Origin of the sequence: Holdemania filiformis DSM 12042 (assembly GCF_000157995.1) — a bacterium.
Classification (GTDB): domain Bacteria; phylum Bacillota_I; class Bacilli_A; order Erysipelotrichales; family Erysipelotrichaceae; genus Holdemania; species Holdemania filiformis.
The window spans coordinates 240,572-259,487 of sequence record NZ_GG657553.1 but is presented as its reverse complement, the minus strand read 5'-3'; the positions used below and the strand labels follow the sequence as shown (position 1 = coordinate 259,487).

21 protein-coding genes are annotated in these 18,916 nt (G+C 51.8%); 20 read left to right on the top strand and 1 reads right to left on the bottom strand.

Annotated elements, in window-relative coordinates; translation table 11 throughout:
• Positions 1-68 precede the first annotated feature (68 nt).
• The 7 genes from mnmE (at position 69) to HOLDEFILI_RS03585 (ending at position 6,245) form a co-directional block, all read left to right on the top strand.
• Positions 69-1,412, top strand: a complete 1,344-nt coding sequence (mnmE, locus tag HOLDEFILI_RS03615; RefSeq protein WP_006058074.1) for a tRNA uridine-5-carboxymethylaminomethyl(34) synthesis GTPase MnmE — start codon at positions 69-71, stop codon at positions 1,410-1,412.
• 10 nt (positions 1,413-1,422) lie between these two features.
• Positions 1,423-1,845, top strand: coding sequence for an RDD family protein (locus tag HOLDEFILI_RS03610; protein ID WP_006058073.1), 423 nt, complete (start codon positions 1,423-1,425; stop codon positions 1,843-1,845).
• Entirely contained in the window at positions 1,830-2,618 is a 789-nt protein-coding gene (locus HOLDEFILI_RS03605) for a TatD family hydrolase (RefSeq protein WP_006058072.1), read from the top strand. Before HOLDEFILI_RS03610 ends, HOLDEFILI_RS03605 begins: the two co-directional genes overlap by 16 nt.
• 45 nt (positions 2,619-2,663) lie before the next feature.
• Entirely contained in the window at positions 2,664-3,482 is an 819-nt protein-coding gene (locus tag HOLDEFILI_RS03600) for an RlpA-like double-psi beta-barrel domain-containing protein (RefSeq protein WP_006058071.1), read from the top strand.
• Between the two features lie 282 nt (positions 3,483-3,764).
• Positions 3,765-4,163, top strand: coding sequence for a GntR family transcriptional regulator (locus tag HOLDEFILI_RS03595; protein ID WP_006058069.1), 399 nt, complete (start codon positions 3,765-3,767; stop codon positions 4,161-4,163).
• Positions 4,160-5,017 carry an ATP-binding cassette domain-containing protein gene (locus HOLDEFILI_RS03590; protein WP_006058068.1) on the top strand — a complete coding sequence of 286 codons (858 nt, stop codon included), beginning with the start codon at positions 4,160-4,162 and terminating at the stop codon, positions 5,015-5,017. Before HOLDEFILI_RS03595 ends, HOLDEFILI_RS03590 begins: the two co-directional genes overlap by 4 nt.
• Positions 5,004-6,245: a hypothetical protein gene (locus HOLDEFILI_RS03585; protein WP_006058067.1), complete on the top strand. Its 1,242-nt coding sequence runs from the start codon at positions 5,004-5,006 to the stop codon at positions 6,243-6,245. The genes HOLDEFILI_RS03590 and HOLDEFILI_RS03585 overlap by 14 nt, the downstream gene beginning before the upstream one ends.
• Before the next feature lie 157 nt (positions 6,246-6,402).
• On the opposite strand, the gene HOLDEFILI_RS03580 is transcribed toward HOLDEFILI_RS03585, so the two are convergent.
• A complete protein-coding gene (locus HOLDEFILI_RS03580; protein ID WP_006058066.1) occupies positions 6,403-7,326 on the bottom strand; it encodes an AraC family transcriptional regulator in 924 nt (307 codons plus the stop codon).
• 448 nt (positions 7,327-7,774) lie between these two features.
• On the opposite strand from HOLDEFILI_RS03580, the gene rnmV reads away from it, so the two are divergent.
• The 13 genes from rnmV (at position 7,775) to HOLDEFILI_RS03515 (ending at position 18,915) form a co-directional block, all read left to right on the top strand.
• Positions 7,775-8,323, top strand: coding sequence for a ribonuclease M5 (gene rnmV, locus HOLDEFILI_RS03575; RefSeq protein ID WP_006058064.1), 549 nt, complete (start codon positions 7,775-7,777; stop codon positions 8,321-8,323).
• Positions 8,316-9,191, top strand: coding sequence for a 16S rRNA (adenine(1518)-N(6)/adenine(1519)-N(6))-dimethyltransferase RsmA (rsmA, locus tag HOLDEFILI_RS03570; protein WP_006058063.1), 876 nt, complete (start codon positions 8,316-8,318; stop codon positions 9,189-9,191). Before rnmV ends, rsmA begins: the two co-directional genes overlap by 8 nt.
• Entirely contained in the window at positions 9,163-10,038 is an 876-nt protein-coding gene (locus HOLDEFILI_RS03565; RefSeq protein WP_006058062.1) for a 4-(cytidine 5'-diphospho)-2-C-methyl-D-erythritol kinase, read from the top strand. Before rsmA ends, HOLDEFILI_RS03565 begins: the two co-directional genes overlap by 29 nt.
• 313 nt (positions 10,039-10,351) lie before the next feature.
• Positions 10,352-11,719, top strand: a complete 1,368-nt coding sequence (gene glmU / locus HOLDEFILI_RS03560) for a bifunctional UDP-N-acetylglucosamine diphosphorylase/glucosamine-1-phosphate N-acetyltransferase GlmU (RefSeq protein ID WP_006058060.1) — start codon at positions 10,352-10,354, stop codon at positions 11,717-11,719.
• Between the two features lie 11 nt (positions 11,720-11,730).
• Entirely contained in the window at positions 11,731-12,687 is a 957-nt protein-coding gene (locus tag HOLDEFILI_RS03555; RefSeq protein WP_006058059.1) for a ribose-phosphate diphosphokinase, read from the top strand.
• Between the two features lie 199 nt (positions 12,688-12,886).
• On the top strand, positions 12,887-13,510 hold the full coding sequence (locus HOLDEFILI_RS03550; RefSeq protein ID WP_006058057.1) for a DUF4230 domain-containing protein: 624 nt from the start codon (positions 12,887-12,889) through the stop codon (positions 13,508-13,510).
• A gap of 119 nt (positions 13,511-13,629) precedes the next feature.
• Positions 13,630-13,824 carry a hypothetical protein gene (locus HOLDEFILI_RS03545; RefSeq protein ID WP_006058056.1) on the top strand — a complete coding sequence of 65 codons (195 nt, stop codon included), beginning with the start codon at positions 13,630-13,632 and terminating at the stop codon, positions 13,822-13,824.
• Positions 13,808-15,328 carry a BglG family transcription antiterminator gene (locus tag HOLDEFILI_RS03540; protein WP_006058055.1) on the top strand — a complete coding sequence of 507 codons (1,521 nt, stop codon included), beginning with the start codon at positions 13,808-13,810 and terminating at the stop codon, positions 15,326-15,328. The genes HOLDEFILI_RS03545 and HOLDEFILI_RS03540 overlap by 17 nt, the downstream gene beginning before the upstream one ends.
• A gap of 14 nt (positions 15,329-15,342) precedes the next feature.
• A complete protein-coding gene (locus tag HOLDEFILI_RS03535) occupies positions 15,343-15,804 on the top strand; it encodes a PTS sugar transporter subunit IIA (protein WP_006058054.1) in 462 nt (153 codons plus the stop codon).
• Positions 15,801-16,118: a PTS fructose transporter subunit IIB gene (locus HOLDEFILI_RS03530; protein ID WP_006058053.1), complete on the top strand. Its 318-nt coding sequence runs from the start codon at positions 15,801-15,803 to the stop codon at positions 16,116-16,118. The genes HOLDEFILI_RS03535 and HOLDEFILI_RS03530 overlap by 4 nt, the downstream gene beginning before the upstream one ends.
• A 148-nt stretch (positions 16,119-16,266) precedes the next feature.
• A complete protein-coding gene (locus HOLDEFILI_RS03525; RefSeq protein ID WP_006058051.1) occupies positions 16,267-17,358 on the top strand; it encodes a PTS fructose transporter subunit IIC in 1,092 nt (363 codons plus the stop codon).
• Positions 17,359-17,380: 22 nt separating this feature from the next.
• Complete coding sequence (locus HOLDEFILI_RS03520) at positions 17,381-18,256, top strand: ketose-bisphosphate aldolase (protein WP_006058050.1); 876 nt, start codon at positions 17,381-17,383, stop codon at positions 18,254-18,256.
• The gene (locus tag HOLDEFILI_RS03515; RefSeq protein WP_006058049.1) at positions 18,253-18,915 is read left to right on the top strand and encodes an aspartate/glutamate racemase family protein; all 663 of its coding nucleotides are present in this window, start codon (positions 18,253-18,255) and stop codon (positions 18,913-18,915) included. Before HOLDEFILI_RS03520 ends, HOLDEFILI_RS03515 begins: the two co-directional genes overlap by 4 nt.
• Position 18,916 lies beyond the last annotated feature (1 nt).

The following is an 18,916-nucleotide window of genomic DNA, read 5'->3' as shown; positions in this document are numbered from 1 at the left end:
GAAGGATTTCACTAGGCAAATCCTAAAAATATGATAAACTGTACCATGAACATTTCGGAGGTGAGAGAATGCTGAACGATACGATAGCGGCGATCTCTACCGCATTGCAGGACGGCGCGATTTCGGTGATCCGGATCAGCGGCCCGGACAGCCTGGCGATTGCCGGACGACTGTTCAGCCGCCGGGTGGACGATCAGCCGACGCATACCGTCCGGTATGGCTATATCATCGATCCCATCACTAAGGAAGCTGTCGACGAGGTGCTGCTGACGGTTTTCCGCGCGCCGAAAACTTTTACACGCGAAGACGTTGTGGAAATCAGCGGGCATGGCGGCCGCTACATTACCCGAAGAATTCTGGCACTGGTGCTGGCGGAAGGCGCACGGCTTGCCGATCCGGGGGAATTTACCCGCCGGGCTTTCCTCAACGGCCGCATTGATCTGACGCAGGCTGAAGCGGTCATGGATATGATCGACGCCGATTCTTCCCAGCAGGCGCAGCTGGCGATTCAGGGCATCCGCGGCAGTATCCGCCGTCTGATCGAACCGCTGAACGAAGCGCTGCTCAACATCATTGCCAACATCGAGGTCAATATCGACTATCCGGAATACGAGGATGCCGAACAGCTGACCTGGGAAAGCGTTCTGCCCCAGGCCCGGTCCTGGTTAATCCGGATGGATGAAATTCTGCAGCGGGCGGAGAGCGGACGCATCATGAAAAAAGGCGTGAAGACGGTCATCCTGGGCAAGCCGAACGTCGGCAAGTCGAGTCTGCTCAACGCCCTGTTAGAGGAAGACAAGGCGATTGTGACCGAGATCGCCGGGACGACCCGCGACTTAGTTGAAGGGGAAATCCATCTGCGCAATGTCACGCTTCATCTGATCGACACCGCCGGGATCCACCAAACCGAGGATCGTGTGGAACAGATCGGCATCGAGCGTTCCATGAAGGCGCTGGAGGAAGCGGAACTGATCCTGATCGTGCTGGACGCCAGCCGCCCGCAGGACGACGAAGACCGCCGCCTGCTGGATCTGACTGAAGGCCGCAACCGGATCGTCGTCATCAATAAAAAAGATCTCGCGCCGCAGGCGGAGGATCGTTCCGGTACGATTTCCATCTGTGCCGCTCAGAATCAGATTGAACCGTTGATTGATCAGATCAACCAACGCTACGAACACCATCATGCGATGCTGGAGCTGCCGTCGCTGGCGAATGAACGTCAGATCGCGCTGGCCCGTCAGGCCCGCCAGTCCATGGCGCAGGCCGTCAACGCGCTGCAGGATGGCGCGGAACTGGATTTAGTGACAATCGATCTGCAGGCGGCATATATGGCGCTTAAAGAAATCGTCGGCGAAGCCAGCCGGGAAGATCTGCTGGATGCGCTGTTCTCCAAGTTTTGTTTAGGAAAGTGAGGAATCATTCATGAAATTATTTACAAACCGTGTTATTGCTTTGATTATCGACAGTCTGTTGATCGGAATTCCGGTCGGCATTCTCGAAATGGCGTTCTCCTTAATCCGCTGGATTTTAAGCTGGCTGCCGTTTCTCCATCATTTCCGCTTCCTGTTTTCGACATCGTTTTTGTTCGTGATTGTCTATGCTTTGTATGAGGCGGCGATGATTTACTTCGCCGGCGGCACCGTGGGCAAGCTGATCATGAAGCTGGAAGTCGAGAAGGAGCATGGCTCGTTATCGTTCGGCGACTGCCTGATCCGCGGTGTGATGAAGGCGTTCTCGCTGCAGATCTGGATCCTGGGTGTGTTCTCCGCGATTTTCGCGTATTCCGATCAGCACAGCTCGCTGCATGACCGGATCGCAGGCACCTCGGTATGGGAAAAGCTCTAGGCTGGATTGATTCGCACTGTCATCTGACCTGTGCGGATCTGATCGGCGACGCCTGGGATGTCCGCCAGCGGGCGCTGGATGCCGGCGTCGCGCGGATGATGATCGTCTGCTGCCGGCTGGAAGAAGCGGAAGCTGCCTTGAAAATGAAGGCCGAAGACGCGCGTTTTGACGTCGCGGTGGGCTTTCATCCCAGTGATTTGCGTGATTTTACGGAAGAAGACTGGCATAAACTAGAAACTCTGGTCTATAATGAGAATGTCACGGCCATCGGTGAGATCGGCCTGGACTACTACTGGGATAAAGACAATCATCCTCAGCAGCAGGCGGCGTTTATCCGTCAGATCGAGCTGGCGAACCGGGTCAACAAACCGATTCTGGTTCACAGCCGCGACGCGATCGGCGATACGCTGGCCCTTCTGCGCGAGCATCCCGCTGCCCGTCGTGGGATCATCCATTGTTTCAGCTCCAGCCGGGAAATGGCCAGGGAATTCGTCAAGCTTGGCTACACGATCGGCCTGGGCGGACCGGTCACGTTCAAAAATGCCAAAACCCCGAAAGAGGTGGCGGCGGACGTGGACCTGGCGCATTTGCAGATTGAAACCGATTGTCCTTATCTGACGCCCGTTCCTTATCGGGGAAAACGGAACGAGCCGATGTATCTTCCGCTGACCGCGAAAACCATTCTGGAATTGCGCGGGATGGAGGAAGAAACGTTGAAACAGAGTCTTTGGGATAACTACCAAGCTTTATTCCACCCGCAAGACGAACTCTGAAATAAGAGAAGAGTCTACGATCTCTGGTGAAAGGAGGAAAATAAAATGAAAAAAGCAGTGCTTTTTGGAATTTTAGTATGCTTAGGTCTGGGCATGACCGCATTGATCATGATCCCGGAAGAAGTCAAGACACCACTGATCCTGCAGACCTTTAGTTATTCGCGAGCCGCGAGCGAAGAACCGCTTCCGTACCGGACAGCGCAGGAGACGATCACGACGTTTCTGGAAGCGCAGGATACCGTATTTGTCCATCCCGAGGAAATCTCAGAAAACGGCGTTTCCTGGATGATTTCCAAAACGGACAACGGAAGTCCGAAGGTTCAGAACGATACCTATGAAATGACCTACGACCAGGAGGGCAACTTGTTGTCGCGTGTCCTGGTGCCTTATTCCACAGAAGTCATCGAAGCCCAGCCGATCGTCATGAGCTATGGCTCCGAGGTGAAGGAGGAAGCGTACTTCTATTCCAGCCGCGTGACTTCCTATGGGGCGGATTGCGTCGGGTGCGGCGGGGGAACGCCGGCCGGCATCGCAATCAGCACCACCGGGGTGCGTCAGTCTGACGGCACCTGGAAAGACGGGATTACTTACGACGGTTATTATCTGATTGCCGCGTCTTCGACGCTGCCGTTATGCACGCTGGTGGAAATCAGCGATCATAAATTCAATGGTCAGGGACTGACGCCTGGCGAACCTTTCCTGGCAGTGGTGGCCGACCGGGGCGGTGCGGTGCAGGGATCGACGATTGATCTGTTCACCGGTTCAGAATATTATCCGAGCGTGCGTAATGGTAAACGGTCCAATGTCAAAGTTTCGATTGTGGACTTCGGACGCAAACGGGCCAACGGCTGCCGCTTCAACTGAGAACATTAAGACGGAACGGAAGCGCAGCGTCAACAAAGTGAATCAAGCATAAGAGAACGAGGGCATTCTGCGGGGCAGGATGTCTTTTTAATTTTAGGTCAATCGATCAATCTTCTCCTTAAACGTTCTATTTGGAGGAAAGCAGGAAATACGGAAAGGAAGTGGATCAGAAATGGAGGCCTGCTTTGCTTCCTGGGTATTTTCTAATTTCCAATCTGAAATTAATCTGTGTCTATTGTAAATTAACTGTGTCTATTCTATAATAACAGTGGAGGGAGACCTATGCGCATACTTCTGGATTCCAATTCAAATGATCCGAATTATCTGCAGATCGAAAACGCGATTCGATCGGCTATCTGTCAGGGACAGCTGCGTCCGCAGGAACAGCTGCCTTCAATCCGCCAGCTGGCGAAACAGCTGCAGGTGGCGATCATCACCGTGAAACGGGCGTATGATGATCTGGAACAAGCGGGCATGATCGAAACTCGTCAGGGCAAAGGCTGCTTTGTTTGTTCCTTGGATGTTCAAACAGTGCAGGAACAGGCGGGAGCGCAGCTGATTGAAGAATTCCAGGCGACGCTGGATAAGGGATTGAAGCTGGGACTCACACTGCCGCAGATCCAGACCTTGTTTGACCAGGCACAAAAAACTGTAATTCAGGAAAAGAGGGAGAAGTCATGATTGAAAACGCGATTTCCGCAGAGAATCTGCGGGTGCATTATCCAAACTTTGATCTTTTCATCGATCATTTTGACTTGCCATGTGGTTATGTCATGGGCTTGATCGGCCGCAACGGGGCGGGAAAAACAACGCTGATTGAAGCGTTGCTGGACAGTACGCCCGCGCGTGCTCAGCATTGCAAATTACTGGGGATGCAGATGGATCAGAACGAGCGGCAAATTAAAAATCAGCTGGGTGTGGTCAGCGACCGGTTTGTATTTCCGGATTCTTATCATGCGATGAAGCTGATGCGTCGGATTGGACCGTTTTATGATCAGTTTGACGAAGTTCTGTATCATAAACTACTCAACCGGTTCCGCTTGCCGTTGGGTAAACCGTTCGGCGAATTCTCGGCGGGGATGAAAGTTAAGCTTTCGATCATCTTCGCTTTATCGCATCATCCCAAGCTGATGATTCTGGATGAGCCGACGGCGAATCTTGATCCAGTGTCCCGGCGGGAAGTGCTGGATTTGTTATATGAGTTTATGCAGCAGGAGGATCATTCGCTATTATTTTCCACGCACAATACAGCGGATCTGGATAAAATCGCAGACTATGTGACCTGTTTGGAAAACGGCCATGTGAAGTTCTCTGCTTCCAAGGAAATTTTGATGGAGAATTGGCAGCATTTCCGCTGTGAAGGAAAAATACCGAAGGAAATGAAGGCTTTTGTACTGAAACCGAAACCGACGGAGACCGGCTGGGAAGGCATGTGCACCCATGCGGCGCAGCTGCGGCATCTTCCGGTAGTCTTTACCCCCGCGACGCTGGAAGAAATCATGTTGGCGCAGGATCTGACGTATGAAGAACTCTGATCGGCTGCGGCTGGCCTGGGGGTATTGGTTTCAGTGCAACGGAGCACTGTTGGGAATGGTCGTCCTTTCCCTGGTTCTGACTTCAGGGAGTGTAGCGCTTGCCTTGTTTCCGTTGTTGTCCGGCGCGCTTGTTTTTACGAATAAAATGCTGGACTGGCGCGATGGCGAGGAGGGAACCAGCGGAAGGATGCTGGAGACACTGCCGCTTTCCAACCGGGATCGCAAGATCATTCTGCTTTTTACAGTAACGATGACCTGGATCGGCTTAGTTGGCGGCTGCGGTCTGGTAATGAATGTGCGCCGTCCGGGTTTAACCGGAGTCTTGGCGTGGACCGCTGTTGTTTTCTGGGCGATGTATGGCTGGATTATCCTGCGCTGGGAGAAAGAAAAACAAGCGCTCAGCACCTGGAAAATCGCGATGATTTACAATGCGCTCACTTTAATCGTTGTCATCGGCGCGCTGGAAATCAGTAATAAAGCGTTGTCTTCCTCGTTAATCTTGGCCGCGGCGTTCGTGCTGGTGATGTCGATCGGAATAACCCGCATCGAACTGATTGGAAAAGAGAAGCAGGATTCTTTAGACAAGCTGGAATTCCCGGGAATTTCTGAGTGGCTGCGCGGAATTTTGGATTTGGCGGAAATCAGGCTGCATGGCAAAAATCAACGCCGGCGCACCCGGGATCAAGGTCTTCAACTCCTGGTGGCCTTGGTTTTCCTGGTCTTTCTGCACGGAAGCTATGTTAATCTGGTGTTCTTTGTCGGCGATTTTGTGGCCAGCTGGCAGCTGACGAAAAGGTTTCAAAGCGGAGATTACGCATTGAACCTGATTCCGGTCCCGCGGAAAAAACGGCTGGCAGGTCAGCTGATCGCACAGGGCTTTGTGCTGGGCAGTCTGTGGATTATGGATCTGATCATCCTGGGAATGCAGCTGTTCATTCCTTTCGGCAGCCTGGCTCTGCCGCTGACCTGGAAGGCCGTCGGGATTTCACTCTGCGCCACGCTGGCGTTTGTCGCATATAGTTTGACGTTTGGGTCCGGATATGACGCGGATAAAGGATCATCCTGGTTTTTCTTCGGCTTCTTTGCCGTCAATCTGGGCGCAGCCGGGGCCTCGGCGCAGGTCTTGCCGTTTTTACAGTCAGGAGCGTTTTGGATCGGCTTGTTGCTTGTCAGTTTGATTCTGATCGGAATATGGCTTGGAATTCAGGCTAAACGGGGAGCGCTCTAGTCTTAATGAAAGACTCAATGAAGAAGTTGTCCGGGACTTAGGAAGTCGTCGGAGAACTTCTTTTTTGTCTGATCTTGGACAAGCTGTAAGCATGGAGATCAGGAACTAAAAAACAAGGCCATGCAATCTGCGGCCTTGTTTTTGATTTTCAATTTGATCAGTTCATGGTTGGTTCTTTCAACTTAACCCAAAGCTCCATCGAAATGTCCTCCGTTTCAGCCAGATTGTATTTCTCAGCGGAGAACGGTTCAATTTCCAGAGACCGGGAAGGAAGCCAGGTATTCAAAAGATAGCTCGCCGCTTTATCCAAGCCCTCGCAAACCAAGGTTTCAAAATTCTCAGCCTCGATGCGGCATACAATATAATTTCCAGGCGGCAATGATTGGATTACATAAGGTTCTGAGATCTCTTGCGGCATTGGGTACAATGCTCCGGTGAAATAATGAAAAGTGCCTTTTATCGGATCAGCGCCATACGACATGCCCATTTCAAAATCAGGATTAATCACGGTTTTCAGTTTTGATTTTTCTTGATGAAAACGGGTCCAGCATTGACCGGGAATATCGATGCCCGTACTTTCTCCCATCGGAATCTGCTTTGCAGTATCAACAAGCGTTGAGAATCCAAGATAAGTTTCTTCTGTCTCCAGCGTTTTTCTTCTGATTTCCAGAAGTAGGTCATCGATCAAGATAGGAATATTTTCATCGAGGTCTTTGTAAGTCAAGGCAATGTCGGGCTTGATCATCGTGTTTAACCGCGGCCGCTTTTTACGATATTCTTCGGGCGTGATGCCGTAAGTTTCTTTAAATACCCGGGTGAAATTCGCAGGGCTTGAAAAATGGTAGTCATAAGCAATTTCTGTAATAGTGCGATCCTCTTGATTCAGTTCCTCGATGACTCTGGATAACCGGCGCAGTTTGACGTACTCCTGAACTGATTTATGAACAAGACGTTTAAATAGTTTTTGAAAATAGAAAGGGGATAAGGAAACTTGTTCTGCCAGCCATTCCGTTTTGATTCCGCGAGGAAGTTCTTTTTCGATCTGGTCAAGAGCTTCCTGAATTGCTTCCCATGTATACATTGTGAATTCCTCCTTCGATCTAATGATAACAAAGAATTCGCGATTTGACTTTTCAGCTCGTGGCTTTTTGAAATTGTTTAATTGTTATTCGGTTAGAAAGGGATCTTGGGGAATAATAGATTCAAAAAGAACAAATTAAAAGAACAATATCAAAGCTAATATGATATTGTTCTTAATCAATTGGTACTGAAAGATGAAATCGGTATAATGAAGTTAATAAAGGAAAGGGTAGGAGGCTGTTACGATATACAGCTGGTGCTGAAAATGAAACAAACCCCAAGAAAAAGTTACCGGCGTTATTTCTGAATTGCTAATGGGGATTGGAGATAATCCTTTTTTAAGTCGGGGAAGAACATGGGAAAATCGGGTCATTCCTGGTTTATTTTCGTTTCCTGTTTGGTGGTTATTGCATACTATGATAAAATAAAGATCGGAATGAGGAACAAACATGAAGATCAAGGAAATCATCGTTGTTGAAGGAAAAAAAGATACGGCGAATTTAAAACGCTGGCTGGATGTGGACACGCTGGAAACCAGCGGCACCGGTCTGACGGAAGCCACGCTGGATCAGGTCCGCCAGTGGGCAAAGACCCGCGGCGTGATTATCTTTACCGATCCGGATACTCCGGGCGATCAGATCCGTCAGCGTATCAACAGCGCGGTGCCGGGCTGTAAGAATGCGTTTCTGCCCTCAGGTAAAGCATGGGAAATTGTACGCGGCAAACGGAAGGTTGGCGTGGAACATGCCGGAAAACAGGAAATTCTGGCAGCCTTGGAGCATTGCCTGACTTATGAAGCGGCCGGGGAAAATACGCTGAGCTGGTCAGAGTTTGTGGAGCTGGGCTTAACCGGCATGCCGGACAGCGCTCAGCGGCGCAAGGAAGTCGGAAACCGATGGCATGTCGGCGAAGCCAATGCCAAGACGCTGTGGAAGCGTCTGAATTTGTTGAAAGTCACAAAAGCGATGCTGGAAGAAGGGAGGGACACCGATGAATAAGCCGATCGCCACCATGGCGAGAACGAATGAAATCTTAGCGAAATATGACCTGTACGCAAAAAAGAATTTTGGTCAGAACTTTATTATCGAGCCGGGAATCGTGGAAAAGATTGCGCGGCTGTCCCATGCGGATGAACACAGCGCTGTGATCGAGATCGGCCCAGGCATCGGCGCTCTGACGGAACAGCTGGCGAGAGTGGCCGGTCAGGTGCTGGCGTTTGAGATCGACGACCGCCTGATCGAGGTGCTGGCCGATACGCTTTCCGATTATCCGCACGTCGAGGTCGTTCATCAGGACTTTCTGGAAGCGGACCTGAACGCGACGGTGGAGAAGCTGAAAACACAGTGGAATCAGGTTCTGGTCTGCGCGAATCTGCCGTATTATATTACGACTCCGATCTTATTTAAAATCTTTGAAAGCAAGGCGGATATTCCGGTGATTACCGTCATGATGCAAAAGGAAGTCGCCGACCGCTTTACCGCTGCGGTTTCGACGAAGGACTACAATGCGCTGAGCGTGATCGTGCAGTATCAATATCAGGTTCAGACGGTAATGAAAATCCCCAAGACGATTTTCAATCCCCGTCCGGCTGTGGACTCGGCCGTCGTGCAGTTTACCCGCAGGCAGCCTGTGCGTACCGCTCGGGATGAAGCGCAGTTCTTCGCGCTGGTCAAAGGGTGCTTCAAGCAGCGCCGCAAGACGCTCTACAACAACTTCCGCGAATATCTGCAGGACAAGGATGAAGCTACCCGGCTGTTGAATGAAGCTGGACTGGAACCTTCGCTGCGGGCGGAAACGATGACGCTGGATCAGTTTCTTGATCTGTATGAGGTGACGTATGAAACAAAGAGCTTACGCGAAAATTAACCTGTGTCTGGATGTCGTATGCCGGCGTGAGGATGGATATCATGAACTGGAAATGATCATGGCGCCGGTGAATCTCTATGATACGCTGAACTTTGAATTCAGCGACGAGCTGCGCCTGCAAAGCAATGTGCCGTACCTTCCGTTAGACCGGCGAAATACGATTGTGAAGGCAATCGAGCTGCTTCGCGAGGAATATGGTTTCAAGGAGAACTTTGAGATTACCTTGCAGAAGCACATTCCGACGCAGGCCGGAATGGCCGGGGGCAGCACCGACGGGGCGGCGGCGATCCGGGCGCTGAACAAGATGCTGCGGCTGGGGATGGATAATGAGAAGATGGTCGAAATTGCCAAGAAGGTCGGAGCGGACGTGCCGTTCTGCCTGCGCAGCCGGCCGGCGTTTGTGACTGGCATCGGCGAGAATCTGGAACATTTCCGCGTGCATACGCCGTTTTATCTCTTGTTAGTAAAACCATATAAGGGCGTATCCACAAAGGTGGCGTTTGAAACGCTGGATTTCAGCTGCGCCGAACATCCTGACTGCCGCAAGATGCGCCAGGCTTTGATCGCCAACGATTATGAGGGCGTGCTTCAGTCGCTGGGCAACACGCTGGAACAGAGCGCGTTTAAGCTGGTGCCCCAGATTGCGACGATCAAGCGGGATCTGCTGGGGCTGGGCTTCGACGGGGCGTTGATGTCGGGCAGCGGATCCACGGTGTTCGCGCTGACACGCGATCCGGAGCTGTTGGAAAAAGGCGCGGCGGTGATGCGAAAAAAAGCGGCGTTTATCCGTAAGACGGAACTGCGGCCGCAGGAAGAACCCGGCTGGACGAATCGTTCACACCAATAAATAGGGACACTGAACTTTGAATGCAGGACTCTGCGGGAGCCTGCATTTTTCTTTGATCCGGCCTTTCCGAAGATTCTTTTTGCCTTTTAATTAAATTCCAGCTGTGATTGCCTGAACGATTTTCAGGTTCTATTTCCAGAAGAGAAGCGCTTTGAAATTAAATGAAAGCCCCTACATTTCAAAAGCAAGGCACGAAATTCCAAAACCCGCTGTAAATAACTGTAAAAAACAGGAAATCCCAGGAAAAAACATCACTTTAGGCTTTTTTTAAAGGGCGAGTTTGAGTAAAATAGACTATGGAGGACGATGGATAATGAAATCTGCAATTATTATGGCGGCGGGCAAGGGTACACGCATGCACTCTGAGCTGCCGAAGGTGATGCACCCGGTCTGCCAGAAACCAATGCTGGGGCATATCCTTGACAATCTGAAAAAAATTCAGGTCGATAAGATTGTAACCGTTGTTGGTTTTGGCCACGAACAGGTGGAAGCCGCGATGCGCGGACAGTGTGAGTTTGTGCTTCAATCCCCGCAGCTGGGTACCGGTCATGCGGTGATGCAGGCCGCGCCGGTTCTGAGTCAGGCAGAAGGAAAAACCTTAGTCGTCAATGGGGATTGTCCCTGCATTCAAAGCGCAACCTATCAGGGAATGCTGGACGCCCTGGATCAGTGCGGCATGGTCGTGTTAACGGCAGTGCTGGACGATCCGAAACAGTACGGCCGGATTATCCGCAACGCTGAAGGCATGATTGAGAAGATCGTGGAATTCAAGGATTGCACGGAGGAACAGCGGAAAATCACGGAAATCAACACCGGCATCTATTGTTTTGACAATCAGGCTTTATTCAAGCATCTTGAGGAAATCCGCAACGACAACGCGCAGCAGGAGTATTACATTACGGATTTAGTCGAGATCTTCAATCGCCATGGGTTAGGCGTGAAGGCCAAGATTGTCGAGGACAGCTTTGAAGCCAGCGGCGTCAACGACAAAAAAGAACTGGCGCAGGCAACCCGCTGGATGCAGAAGCGGATCAACGAACATTGGATGGAGGAAGGCGTCACGCTGATCAATCCGGACAGCACGTATATCGGACCGGACGTCGTCTTGGGCAAAGACGTCACATTGTATCCGAACGTCTATCTGGAAGGCAACACGGTGATCAACGACGGGACGACAATCCTTCCGCAGTCGTTTCTGGTTAACGCCGTGATCGGAAAGAACTGCACGGTCGACAGCTCGCGCATTACCGACAGCATCGTTCATGACGAGGTCAAAATCGGTCCTTACGCCCATCTGCGGATGAACTGCGAGATTGACAGTAAGAACCGGATCGGCAACTTCGTCGAGTTTAAGAACACCAAGTTTGGTTTCGACAGCCGCTGCGCGCATCTGACTTATCTGGGCGACAGTGAGATCGGATCGAAAGTCAACATTGGCTGCGGCGTCATCACCGTCAACTACGACGGGAAAAACAAGTTCCACACAGTTGTCAAGGACGGAGCCTTTATCGGCAGCAACGTCAATTTGATCGCGCCGGTTACGGTCGGGGAAAACGCCGTCGTCGCCGCGGGATCGACCGCGACTCAGGATGTGCCGGATGGGGATATGGCCATCGGTCGCGTACGCCAGGAAAACAAGCCGGGTTATGGTCTTATCTACAAAAACAAAGAGAAAAAATAAAAGGAGAAAACATGATCGAGAATGCAATTGTCTTCGCACTGTCCAGCAGTGTTGAACTGGCTCAGGAAATCGTAGAATACCTGGGCTTACCAATGGGAAAGATTTCTGTTAAGCATTTTGCCGATGGAGAAATTATGGTGGAGCCGGAGGAAACAGTTCGCGGCCGTTCCGTTTATATCGTCCAGTCGACATGTTCGCCGGTCTCCGATCGACTGATGGAAGTACTGATCGCGATCGATGCCTGCAAGCGCGCCAGCTCAGGTGAAATCACAGTCATCATGCCGTATTATGGTTATGCGCGTCAGGACCGCAAAGCACGTGCGCGCCAGCCGATTACCGCGAAGCTGGTTGCGGATCTGCTTCAGACCGCTGGGGCGAACCGTGTCGTGACGATCGATCTGCATGCGACCCAGATTCAGGGCTTCTTCAATATTCCAATTGACGACCTGAGCGCCGTTTCGATGATCGGCCAGTATTTCCGTTCCAAGAATCTGGAAAATGTCGTCGTCGTTTCGCCGGACCATGGCGGAACTACCCGGGCGCGCCGTCTGGCCGACTGCTTGAACGCGCCGATGGCGATTATTGACAAGCGTCGTCCGAAACCGAATGTCGCGGAAGCGATGAATGTGATCGGCGAGGTTGAAGGGAAGACCGCGATCATCGTCGACGATATGGCGGATACCTGCGGCACGTTGATTGCCGGCGTCAACATCTTGAAGGAAAAAGGCGCGAAGGAAATTTACTTCGCCTGCACGCACGGCCTGTTAAGCGGACCGGCGATCGAACGGATTCAGAATTCCTACATTAAGGAAATGGTCATCACCAACACGATTCCGTTAAGCGAAGAAAAGAAGAACGGCACGGATAAGATCACGCTGCTGTCTGTCGGCTACATGCTGGCGAAGACGATCGAAGCGATCCAGCTGAAGAATCCGGTCAGCGCCGTTTACGATCTGTTCAACGACTAAACTGATTGATTAAAAACGGGAATTTCCGAAAACGATTCGCCCTTGTGCAAAGCGGGGCTGCGGGTGTAGGAAACACCCGTTTTTTTCTTGCGGCAAACACAAAAGCGTCAGCGGGAGGAAAGCGGACGTGGTATAATGGAAGCGACAGAAACCGACAGAGTTCGCCAAATTTTGTCGATTCCGGGCTGGAGGCAGGTTCATGAGTAAAAAACAAAATCAGTCGATCATCCGCAAGATGATCAGTATCACTATCGTCGCTTTGATTCTGGGGGCGGTTTGCTTCTTAGGCGGCGTCCTGCTGGCGCAGCGGAGTCATTCCGGCAAGACGACGGTGACCAGCGACACCTTGTTTCAGCAGCTGCGTTCCGTCAGTCAGCTGACGACCGTGGAATATCATTACACGAATATGGGTAAATTTGAGAAAAACGCCGATCTCAACGGATGGACAATTCCGTTGACCAAAGCCAGCTTCATTTTAGCGTATGACGGGAAAATCACGGCCGGCGTCCGGCTGGACGACGTTCAGATCGACGTTCAGGACAAGACGATCACGATCACGCTGCCGCCGGCGGAGATTTTAAGCCACGAGGTCGACGAAGCGAGCATCGAGGTCTATGATGAATCCAATAATCTCTTTAATCCGATCAGTATTTCCGACTATGCCGCGTTCTCCAAGCAGCAGAAAACGGTCATGGAGGGGAAGGTCGTCGACGGCGGACTGCTTGAGGAAGCACGTAAGAAAGCAGGCGAGGTGATCAGCCAGCTGCTGGAAACTGCCAACCCGGACTATACGATCCAGGTTCAGGAAGCGAAGGAAGCGTAATTCGGCTTCAGGATCATCGGCGAAGGCAGACGCCGAATTATTAAGGCAATGCGGGATTTTCTCTTAATAGGGGGAAATCCTTTTTTTTATACTTTGGGCAATGAATCAGGGGATGAACGATGCAATTTAGCACGCAAAGAAATGGAAAAAATTACCGCTTTCTTCCTGGTTTCAAGGGCGTCATGATGAAAGCAGAAGTCGAAGAAGCACTAAAATTGTCCGGGAAACCGCGACATGTTTTGGTATGGTTTCTTCTTGAAACTTTGATTATGATGAAACCGAAGAAAGGAAATGCCTATGGAAGATCTCAATGAACGGCAGCTTCAGATTTTGAGATTGTTAGCGGCGAATACAGAACCGCTGCGGGGACCCGAGCTGGCCCGGCAGTTTGGCTGTTCGGTCAAAACGATTCAGCGCGATTTTAAACGGATTGAAATCCTGGGCCTGTCGCTGGACTACACCCTTACCCGCAGTATCCAGGGCATTGCGCTGGACTGCGGCAATGCGGACCGCAGCCGGTTAAACCGCTGGATTTACGGCGGAGAGCGGCTGAACGCGGGGGATTCCGTGGAAGACCGGCGGCATCGAATTTATCTGGACTTACTGCTGAACGCACCCCAGCCAACGACTATCCGCAGTCTTTCCGAAAAGTATTACGTGGGAAGCAGCTCGATTGTCAACGATCTGGCCGCGGTGGAACAGCGGATTCGTGAAGCGGGTCTGACCTTAAACCGAACCCGCGAAGGCACGTATATCACCGGACGGGAATTGACGATCCGCAATGAAGTCGCCGGGGTGCTGAACAAAATTCACCATTTCGATCCGTTGCCGCGCAATGAACTTCCGACACGGCTGAACGAGGAAAACCGGATGGTGCTGGCCGGCATCTACGGCATTCAGTCTTTGCGTCAGGTCGAACAATGCGTCGGTGAGATTGAGGAGGCGATCGGCGTCGTTCTCGGCGATATTTACTACATCAACATCGTTACGCACATCCTGATCGCGATGGAACGGATGCGCAGCCGGCGTTATATCAATCCCGGCGGTGTTATGGATCCCAAGCTGATCAATCCGCTGATTTACAAGAAGATCGCGGCGTGCGTCCAGACCTTTTCTCAAGCCGTACAGATCACATTTCCACCCAACGAGCTGTTGTATATTTACACACACTTTATGGGCTGCGGCGTGGGTGAGCTGCCAAAGCGGGAAGTGATCGGCCAGACGCTGCAAAGCACGCAGCCGGAGGTGCTCGCGTTCTGTGAGGAACTGATCCAACAGATGGAGGCGGAAACGCAGGTCCGTTTCACCGAGGACGCCAATTTGTTTTACAGCCTGCTTCTGCATATCAATTCGATGATCACGCGGATTCAGTATAACGTCCGGATCGTCTGCCTGTTAAGAGAGAAGACGGTCGCGGAATTTCCGCAAATGTACGCCCAGGTGAAAAGCGCAGTGCTGGAACTCAAGAAAAAATATTATCCGAAGCATTTTATTTCCGAGGATGAGCTGTGTTATCTCTGTTTGTATTTCCAGCTGGCACTGGAGCCGAAGACTCCGCGGCGGCGGGTACTGTTGGTTTGTTCGACGGGAATCGGAACATCGCATCTACTGAAAAAACGAGTAGCGACCGTTTTCCCTGAATTGGAGATTGCCGCTGTTATCTCCTTACGGCAGCTCAAGAACCGGGATGTATCAGATCTGGATTTGATCTTAACGACCGTCGGCCTCGATTTTGAAATTTCCTGTCCGAGCGTGACGGTTTCCGTGCTGCTGGATCCCAAGGACATTGAGGAAGTCCGGCGTGCGCTGAAGGAATAAAGAAAGGGACTCTTATGTTGGATATCAGAGAAGTATTACTGGAAGAAAACGTCAATCTGGACTTAAAGGCCGGAACCAAGGAAGAAGTATTCACGCAGATGACGCGCATGCTTTATGAAAACGGGGTGATCCGGGAAGAACAGCCGTTTATCGACGAGCTGGTTCACCGTGAAGCGGAAGGGGTTACGGGAATCGGCGAGGGAATTGCGATTCCCCACGGCCGTTCCGCAGTCGTGAACCGCAGCGTCATTGCGATTGGACGCACCCGCACCGACGTCAGCTGGGAAACGTTTGACGATAAACCGGTCCGCTGCATTATTATGTTTGCGATTCGCGACGTAGATATGTCGCAGCATATTATGCTTCTGTCCCATGTCGCCCAGCTGTTATTGGATAAGGACGTGATTGACACACTCCATCACGCCCGGACGGTTGAGGAAATCGTCAATATTTTAAGAAAGGAGGAATCGGAATGAAGATCGTCGGAATTACTGCTTGTCCAACCGGGATCGCACATACCTACATCACGAAAAAGAAAATCATCGAAGCGGCCAAAGCCTGCGGCTATCCTTGCCGGATTGAAACCCAGGGGTCGATTGGCGCGGAAGACGAGCTGACGGCCCAGGAAATTGCGGACGCCGACGTCGTGCTGTTAGCGGTCGACGTCAAGATTACCGGGGAAGAACGCTTTAAAGGCAAACCGATCGTGCGATGCCGGACGGAAGACGTCATGCGCAACACGGAAGGTTTCCTGAAGAAGATTGAAGCGACATTGAAAAATTATCGCTGAGATTCATGGCGGCGGATCATTGCTTGGAAACTCCAAAACCGGAATACTTGTCCTTGCAGAATCCTGAAGCGATTGGAATAAAGGACTTCGCGGTGATCCAGCCTTGTCCGAAAACAAGACAGCTTAAAAAGAAAAGAGGGAGAATTTAATGAATTGGAAAATCATCAAGAAACACATCATGACCGGGATCTCGTTCATGGTTCCCGTCGTTGTCGGCGCCGGGCTGTGCCAGGCACTGGGCGTCATTCTCGGCGGTCCGAATGTCAAGGACGCCGTCGGCAGTTTCGCTTACATCATCTACAAGGTCGGTAATCTGGGGATGTCCACGATGATCATTCCGGTCATCTGCGCCGCGATATCCTATTCCATCGCGGATAAGCCGGGCATTGCGCCGGGCCTGGTCGTTGGTTTGGTGAGCGCGGAAATCAAGGCCGGTTTCTTAGGCGGATTGGTCGGCGCGTTTTTAGTCGGATATGTCGTCAATGCCATGAAAAAATATATTCATCTGCCAGATTCGATGAAGGGCCTGATGCCGATTCTGATCATTCCGTTCTTCGCTTCGCTGATCTGCGGCGTGCTGATGTTTACCGTGCTGGGGACGCCGATCGCGTATTTCATGGATGCGATGACGCAGTTTCTGGCGAATCTGTCAACCGGTTCCAAGTTTGTCTACGGCTTCGTCATGTCGGCGGGTTCGGCGTTCGACTTCGGCGGTCCGGTCAACAAGACGGTTTCCTTATATACGACGGCGATGCTGGCGGATGGAATTTATGGACCGAAAGCGTGCCACATGGTTGCGTGCATGATTCCGCCGATGGGTGTGCTGATCGCCTGGGGGCTGAGCAAGCTTTTCCGCAAGCCGATTTATACGAATGATGAAAAGGAAAACCTGAAGGCCTGCTTCCCGATGGGGGTATGTATGATCACCGAATGCGTTATCCCATTGGCGATGAACGACCTGTGGCGGGTGGTGCTGTCCAGCGTTCTGGGCGGTTCAATTGCGGGTGGTCTGTGCATGATGTGGGGCGTCGAGAGTCCGGTCGCTCATGGCGGCTGGTTCGTCATTCCGACCTTTACCAATCCGCTGGGGTTCGTCGCGGCTTTAGTGATCGGCAGCGTCATCATGGGTGTCGCGTTGTTTGTTCTCAAGCGTCGTTTAACACCGAGCCAGGAAGCTTACGGCATCGATTATACGCAGGCTGACGACGGCGAAGTCGCCGAAGTCAACATCACGTTCTGATCAGGAACAGGAGGGATCTATCATGTTAATGAACATGCAGGAATTTCTAGCCGTCGCGGAAGAACATCACTTCGCGGCCGGCGCCTTCAACGTCACGGAGGTCGCGAATTTCCGCTGCGTCGTGGAAGAAGCGGAAGCGCAGAAAGCGCCGACGATCATTGCGATCGCTGTGAATGAGCTCGACTTCTGCGGCCCTGAATTTTACAGCTATGTCCGCACACGGCTGTTGGAAAGTCCAATTCCATTTGTGCTGCATCTGGATCATGGCCGCACGCTGCAGGACATTCTGCGGGCGATCCAGGCGGGTTTCACTTCCGTTATGTTTGACGGCTCAGAGCTGCCGTATGAGGAGAATATCCGCCAGACGAAAGCGGTTGTCGATCTCGCCCATCTGGTCGGCGTTTCTGTCGAAGGGGAAGTCGGAACGATCGGGATTATGAACTATTCCGATGAAGGCGGGGTCGATCATATCACTTACACCCGTCCGGAGGAAGTTGTCGATTTCACAGCGAAGACCGGCGTCGATAGTCTGGTGGTCGCGATCGGGACTTCGCATGGTTTATATCCGGAGGGCTTCGTGCCGAAGCTGCAGCTGGATTTGTTGAGAGAATTAAAACAGGTCAGTCCGGTGCCGTTAGTACTGCACGGCGGTTCAGATAATCCGGATGAGGAAATTCGTCAGGCGTGTCAGATCGGCATCCGCAAGGTCAACATTGCCAGTGATTACAAGGCTGCTTATTCGCGCAAGTTAAACGAAATTATGAATGAAACCGGCGAATTCAAGTTCTCAACTCTGATGCCGAAGGGCTTTGAAGCGGCGCGCGCGGTCATCCGGCACAAGATGGAATTGTTCGGCAGCGTCGGCAAAGCGTCTGTTTATTGGGAGAAACATCTATGAAAAAGATGGCGATCATCCATACCAGTGCCGTGTCGCTGCAGGATCTGACGACCTTGTGTCAAGAGATCATGCTGGAGGTGGAAATCATCAACATCATCGACGACAGTTTGTTAGCGGAGGTCAAGCGGAACAACGGGATCACCCCGGCCGTGATCAGCCGGATGTGCCGTTATGTTCAGTCAGCGGAATCGTTAGGCGTTGATTTGATCTTCAACCAGTGCTCCTCAGTCGGGGAAGCCTTTGCGATCGCCAGCCGGTGTACGGCGATTCCCACGCTGAGGGTCGATGAACCGATGGCGGAAAAGGCGGTGAGCCTGGGCACGCGGATCGGCGTAATCGCGACGGTAGCCTCTACGGTGAAACCCAGCTGTGATCTGATCCGGACTACGGCTCAGCGGCTGGGCAAAGAGGTTGTTGTCCAGGAGTATCTGGCGGCGGAGGCTCTGGATATTCTGATGAAAGAAAAGGATGTGGATAAGCACAACCAGATCGTTCTGGCGATGATTCGGCGGGCAGCGGCAGAAAACGACGTCGTTGTGCTGGCACAGGGCAGCATGATCACCTTGCTTCCTTATCTAAATGAAATGCCAGCGCCGGTGCTGACCAGCCCACGCTTAGGCATCGAACGAGCCTGGGCGATGCTGCAGGAGAAAGGGTGAA

What these genes read in the sequence shown, in the direction of transcription:
- mnmE (WP_006058074.1), top strand. Translation starts at nt 69, where the DNA reads ATGCTGAACGATACGATAGCGGCGATCTCTACCGCATTGCAGGACGGC.
- HOLDEFILI_RS03610 (WP_006058073.1), top strand. Translation starts at nt 1,423, where the DNA reads ATGAAATTATTTACAAACCGTGTTATTGCTTTGATTATCGACAGTCTG.
- HOLDEFILI_RS03605 (WP_006058072.1), top strand. Translation starts at nt 1,830, where the DNA reads ATGGGAAAAGCTCTAGGCTGGATTGATTCGCACTGTCATCTGACCTGT.
- HOLDEFILI_RS03600 (WP_006058071.1), top strand. Translation starts at nt 2,664, where the DNA reads ATGAAAAAAGCAGTGCTTTTTGGAATTTTAGTATGCTTAGGTCTGGGC.
- HOLDEFILI_RS03595 (WP_006058069.1), top strand. Translation starts at nt 3,765, where the DNA reads ATGCGCATACTTCTGGATTCCAATTCAAATGATCCGAATTATCTGCAG.
- HOLDEFILI_RS03590 (WP_006058068.1), top strand. Translation starts at nt 4,160, where the DNA reads ATGATTGAAAACGCGATTTCCGCAGAGAATCTGCGGGTGCATTATCCA.
- HOLDEFILI_RS03585 (WP_006058067.1), top strand. Translation starts at nt 5,004, where the DNA reads ATGAAGAACTCTGATCGGCTGCGGCTGGCCTGGGGGTATTGGTTTCAG.
- HOLDEFILI_RS03580 (WP_006058066.1), bottom strand. Translation starts at nt 7,326, where the DNA reads ATGTATACATGGGAAGCAATTCAGGAAGCTCTTGACCAGATCGAAAAA.
- rnmV (WP_006058064.1), top strand. Translation starts at nt 7,775, where the DNA reads ATGAAGATCAAGGAAATCATCGTTGTTGAAGGAAAAAAAGATACGGCG.
- rsmA (WP_006058063.1), top strand. Translation starts at nt 8,316, where the DNA reads ATGAATAAGCCGATCGCCACCATGGCGAGAACGAATGAAATCTTAGCG.
- HOLDEFILI_RS03565 (WP_006058062.1), top strand. Translation starts at nt 9,163, where the DNA reads ATGAAACAAAGAGCTTACGCGAAAATTAACCTGTGTCTGGATGTCGTA.
- glmU (WP_006058060.1), top strand. Translation starts at nt 10,352, where the DNA reads ATGAAATCTGCAATTATTATGGCGGCGGGCAAGGGTACACGCATGCAC.
- HOLDEFILI_RS03555 (WP_006058059.1), top strand. Translation starts at nt 11,731, where the DNA reads ATGATCGAGAATGCAATTGTCTTCGCACTGTCCAGCAGTGTTGAACTG.
- HOLDEFILI_RS03550 (WP_006058057.1), top strand. Translation starts at nt 12,887, where the DNA reads ATGAGTAAAAAACAAAATCAGTCGATCATCCGCAAGATGATCAGTATC.
- HOLDEFILI_RS03545 (WP_006058056.1), top strand. Translation starts at nt 13,630, where the DNA reads ATGCAATTTAGCACGCAAAGAAATGGAAAAAATTACCGCTTTCTTCCT.
- HOLDEFILI_RS03540 (WP_006058055.1), top strand. Translation starts at nt 13,808, where the DNA reads ATGGAAGATCTCAATGAACGGCAGCTTCAGATTTTGAGATTGTTAGCG.
- HOLDEFILI_RS03535 (WP_006058054.1), top strand. Translation starts at nt 15,343, where the DNA reads ATGTTGGATATCAGAGAAGTATTACTGGAAGAAAACGTCAATCTGGAC.
- HOLDEFILI_RS03530 (WP_006058053.1), top strand. Translation starts at nt 15,801, where the DNA reads ATGAAGATCGTCGGAATTACTGCTTGTCCAACCGGGATCGCACATACC.
- HOLDEFILI_RS03525 (WP_006058051.1), top strand. Translation starts at nt 16,267, where the DNA reads ATGAATTGGAAAATCATCAAGAAACACATCATGACCGGGATCTCGTTC.
- HOLDEFILI_RS03520 (WP_006058050.1), top strand. Translation starts at nt 17,381, where the DNA reads ATGTTAATGAACATGCAGGAATTTCTAGCCGTCGCGGAAGAACATCAC.
- HOLDEFILI_RS03515 (WP_006058049.1), top strand. Translation starts at nt 18,253, where the DNA reads ATGAAAAAGATGGCGATCATCCATACCAGTGCCGTGTCGCTGCAGGAT.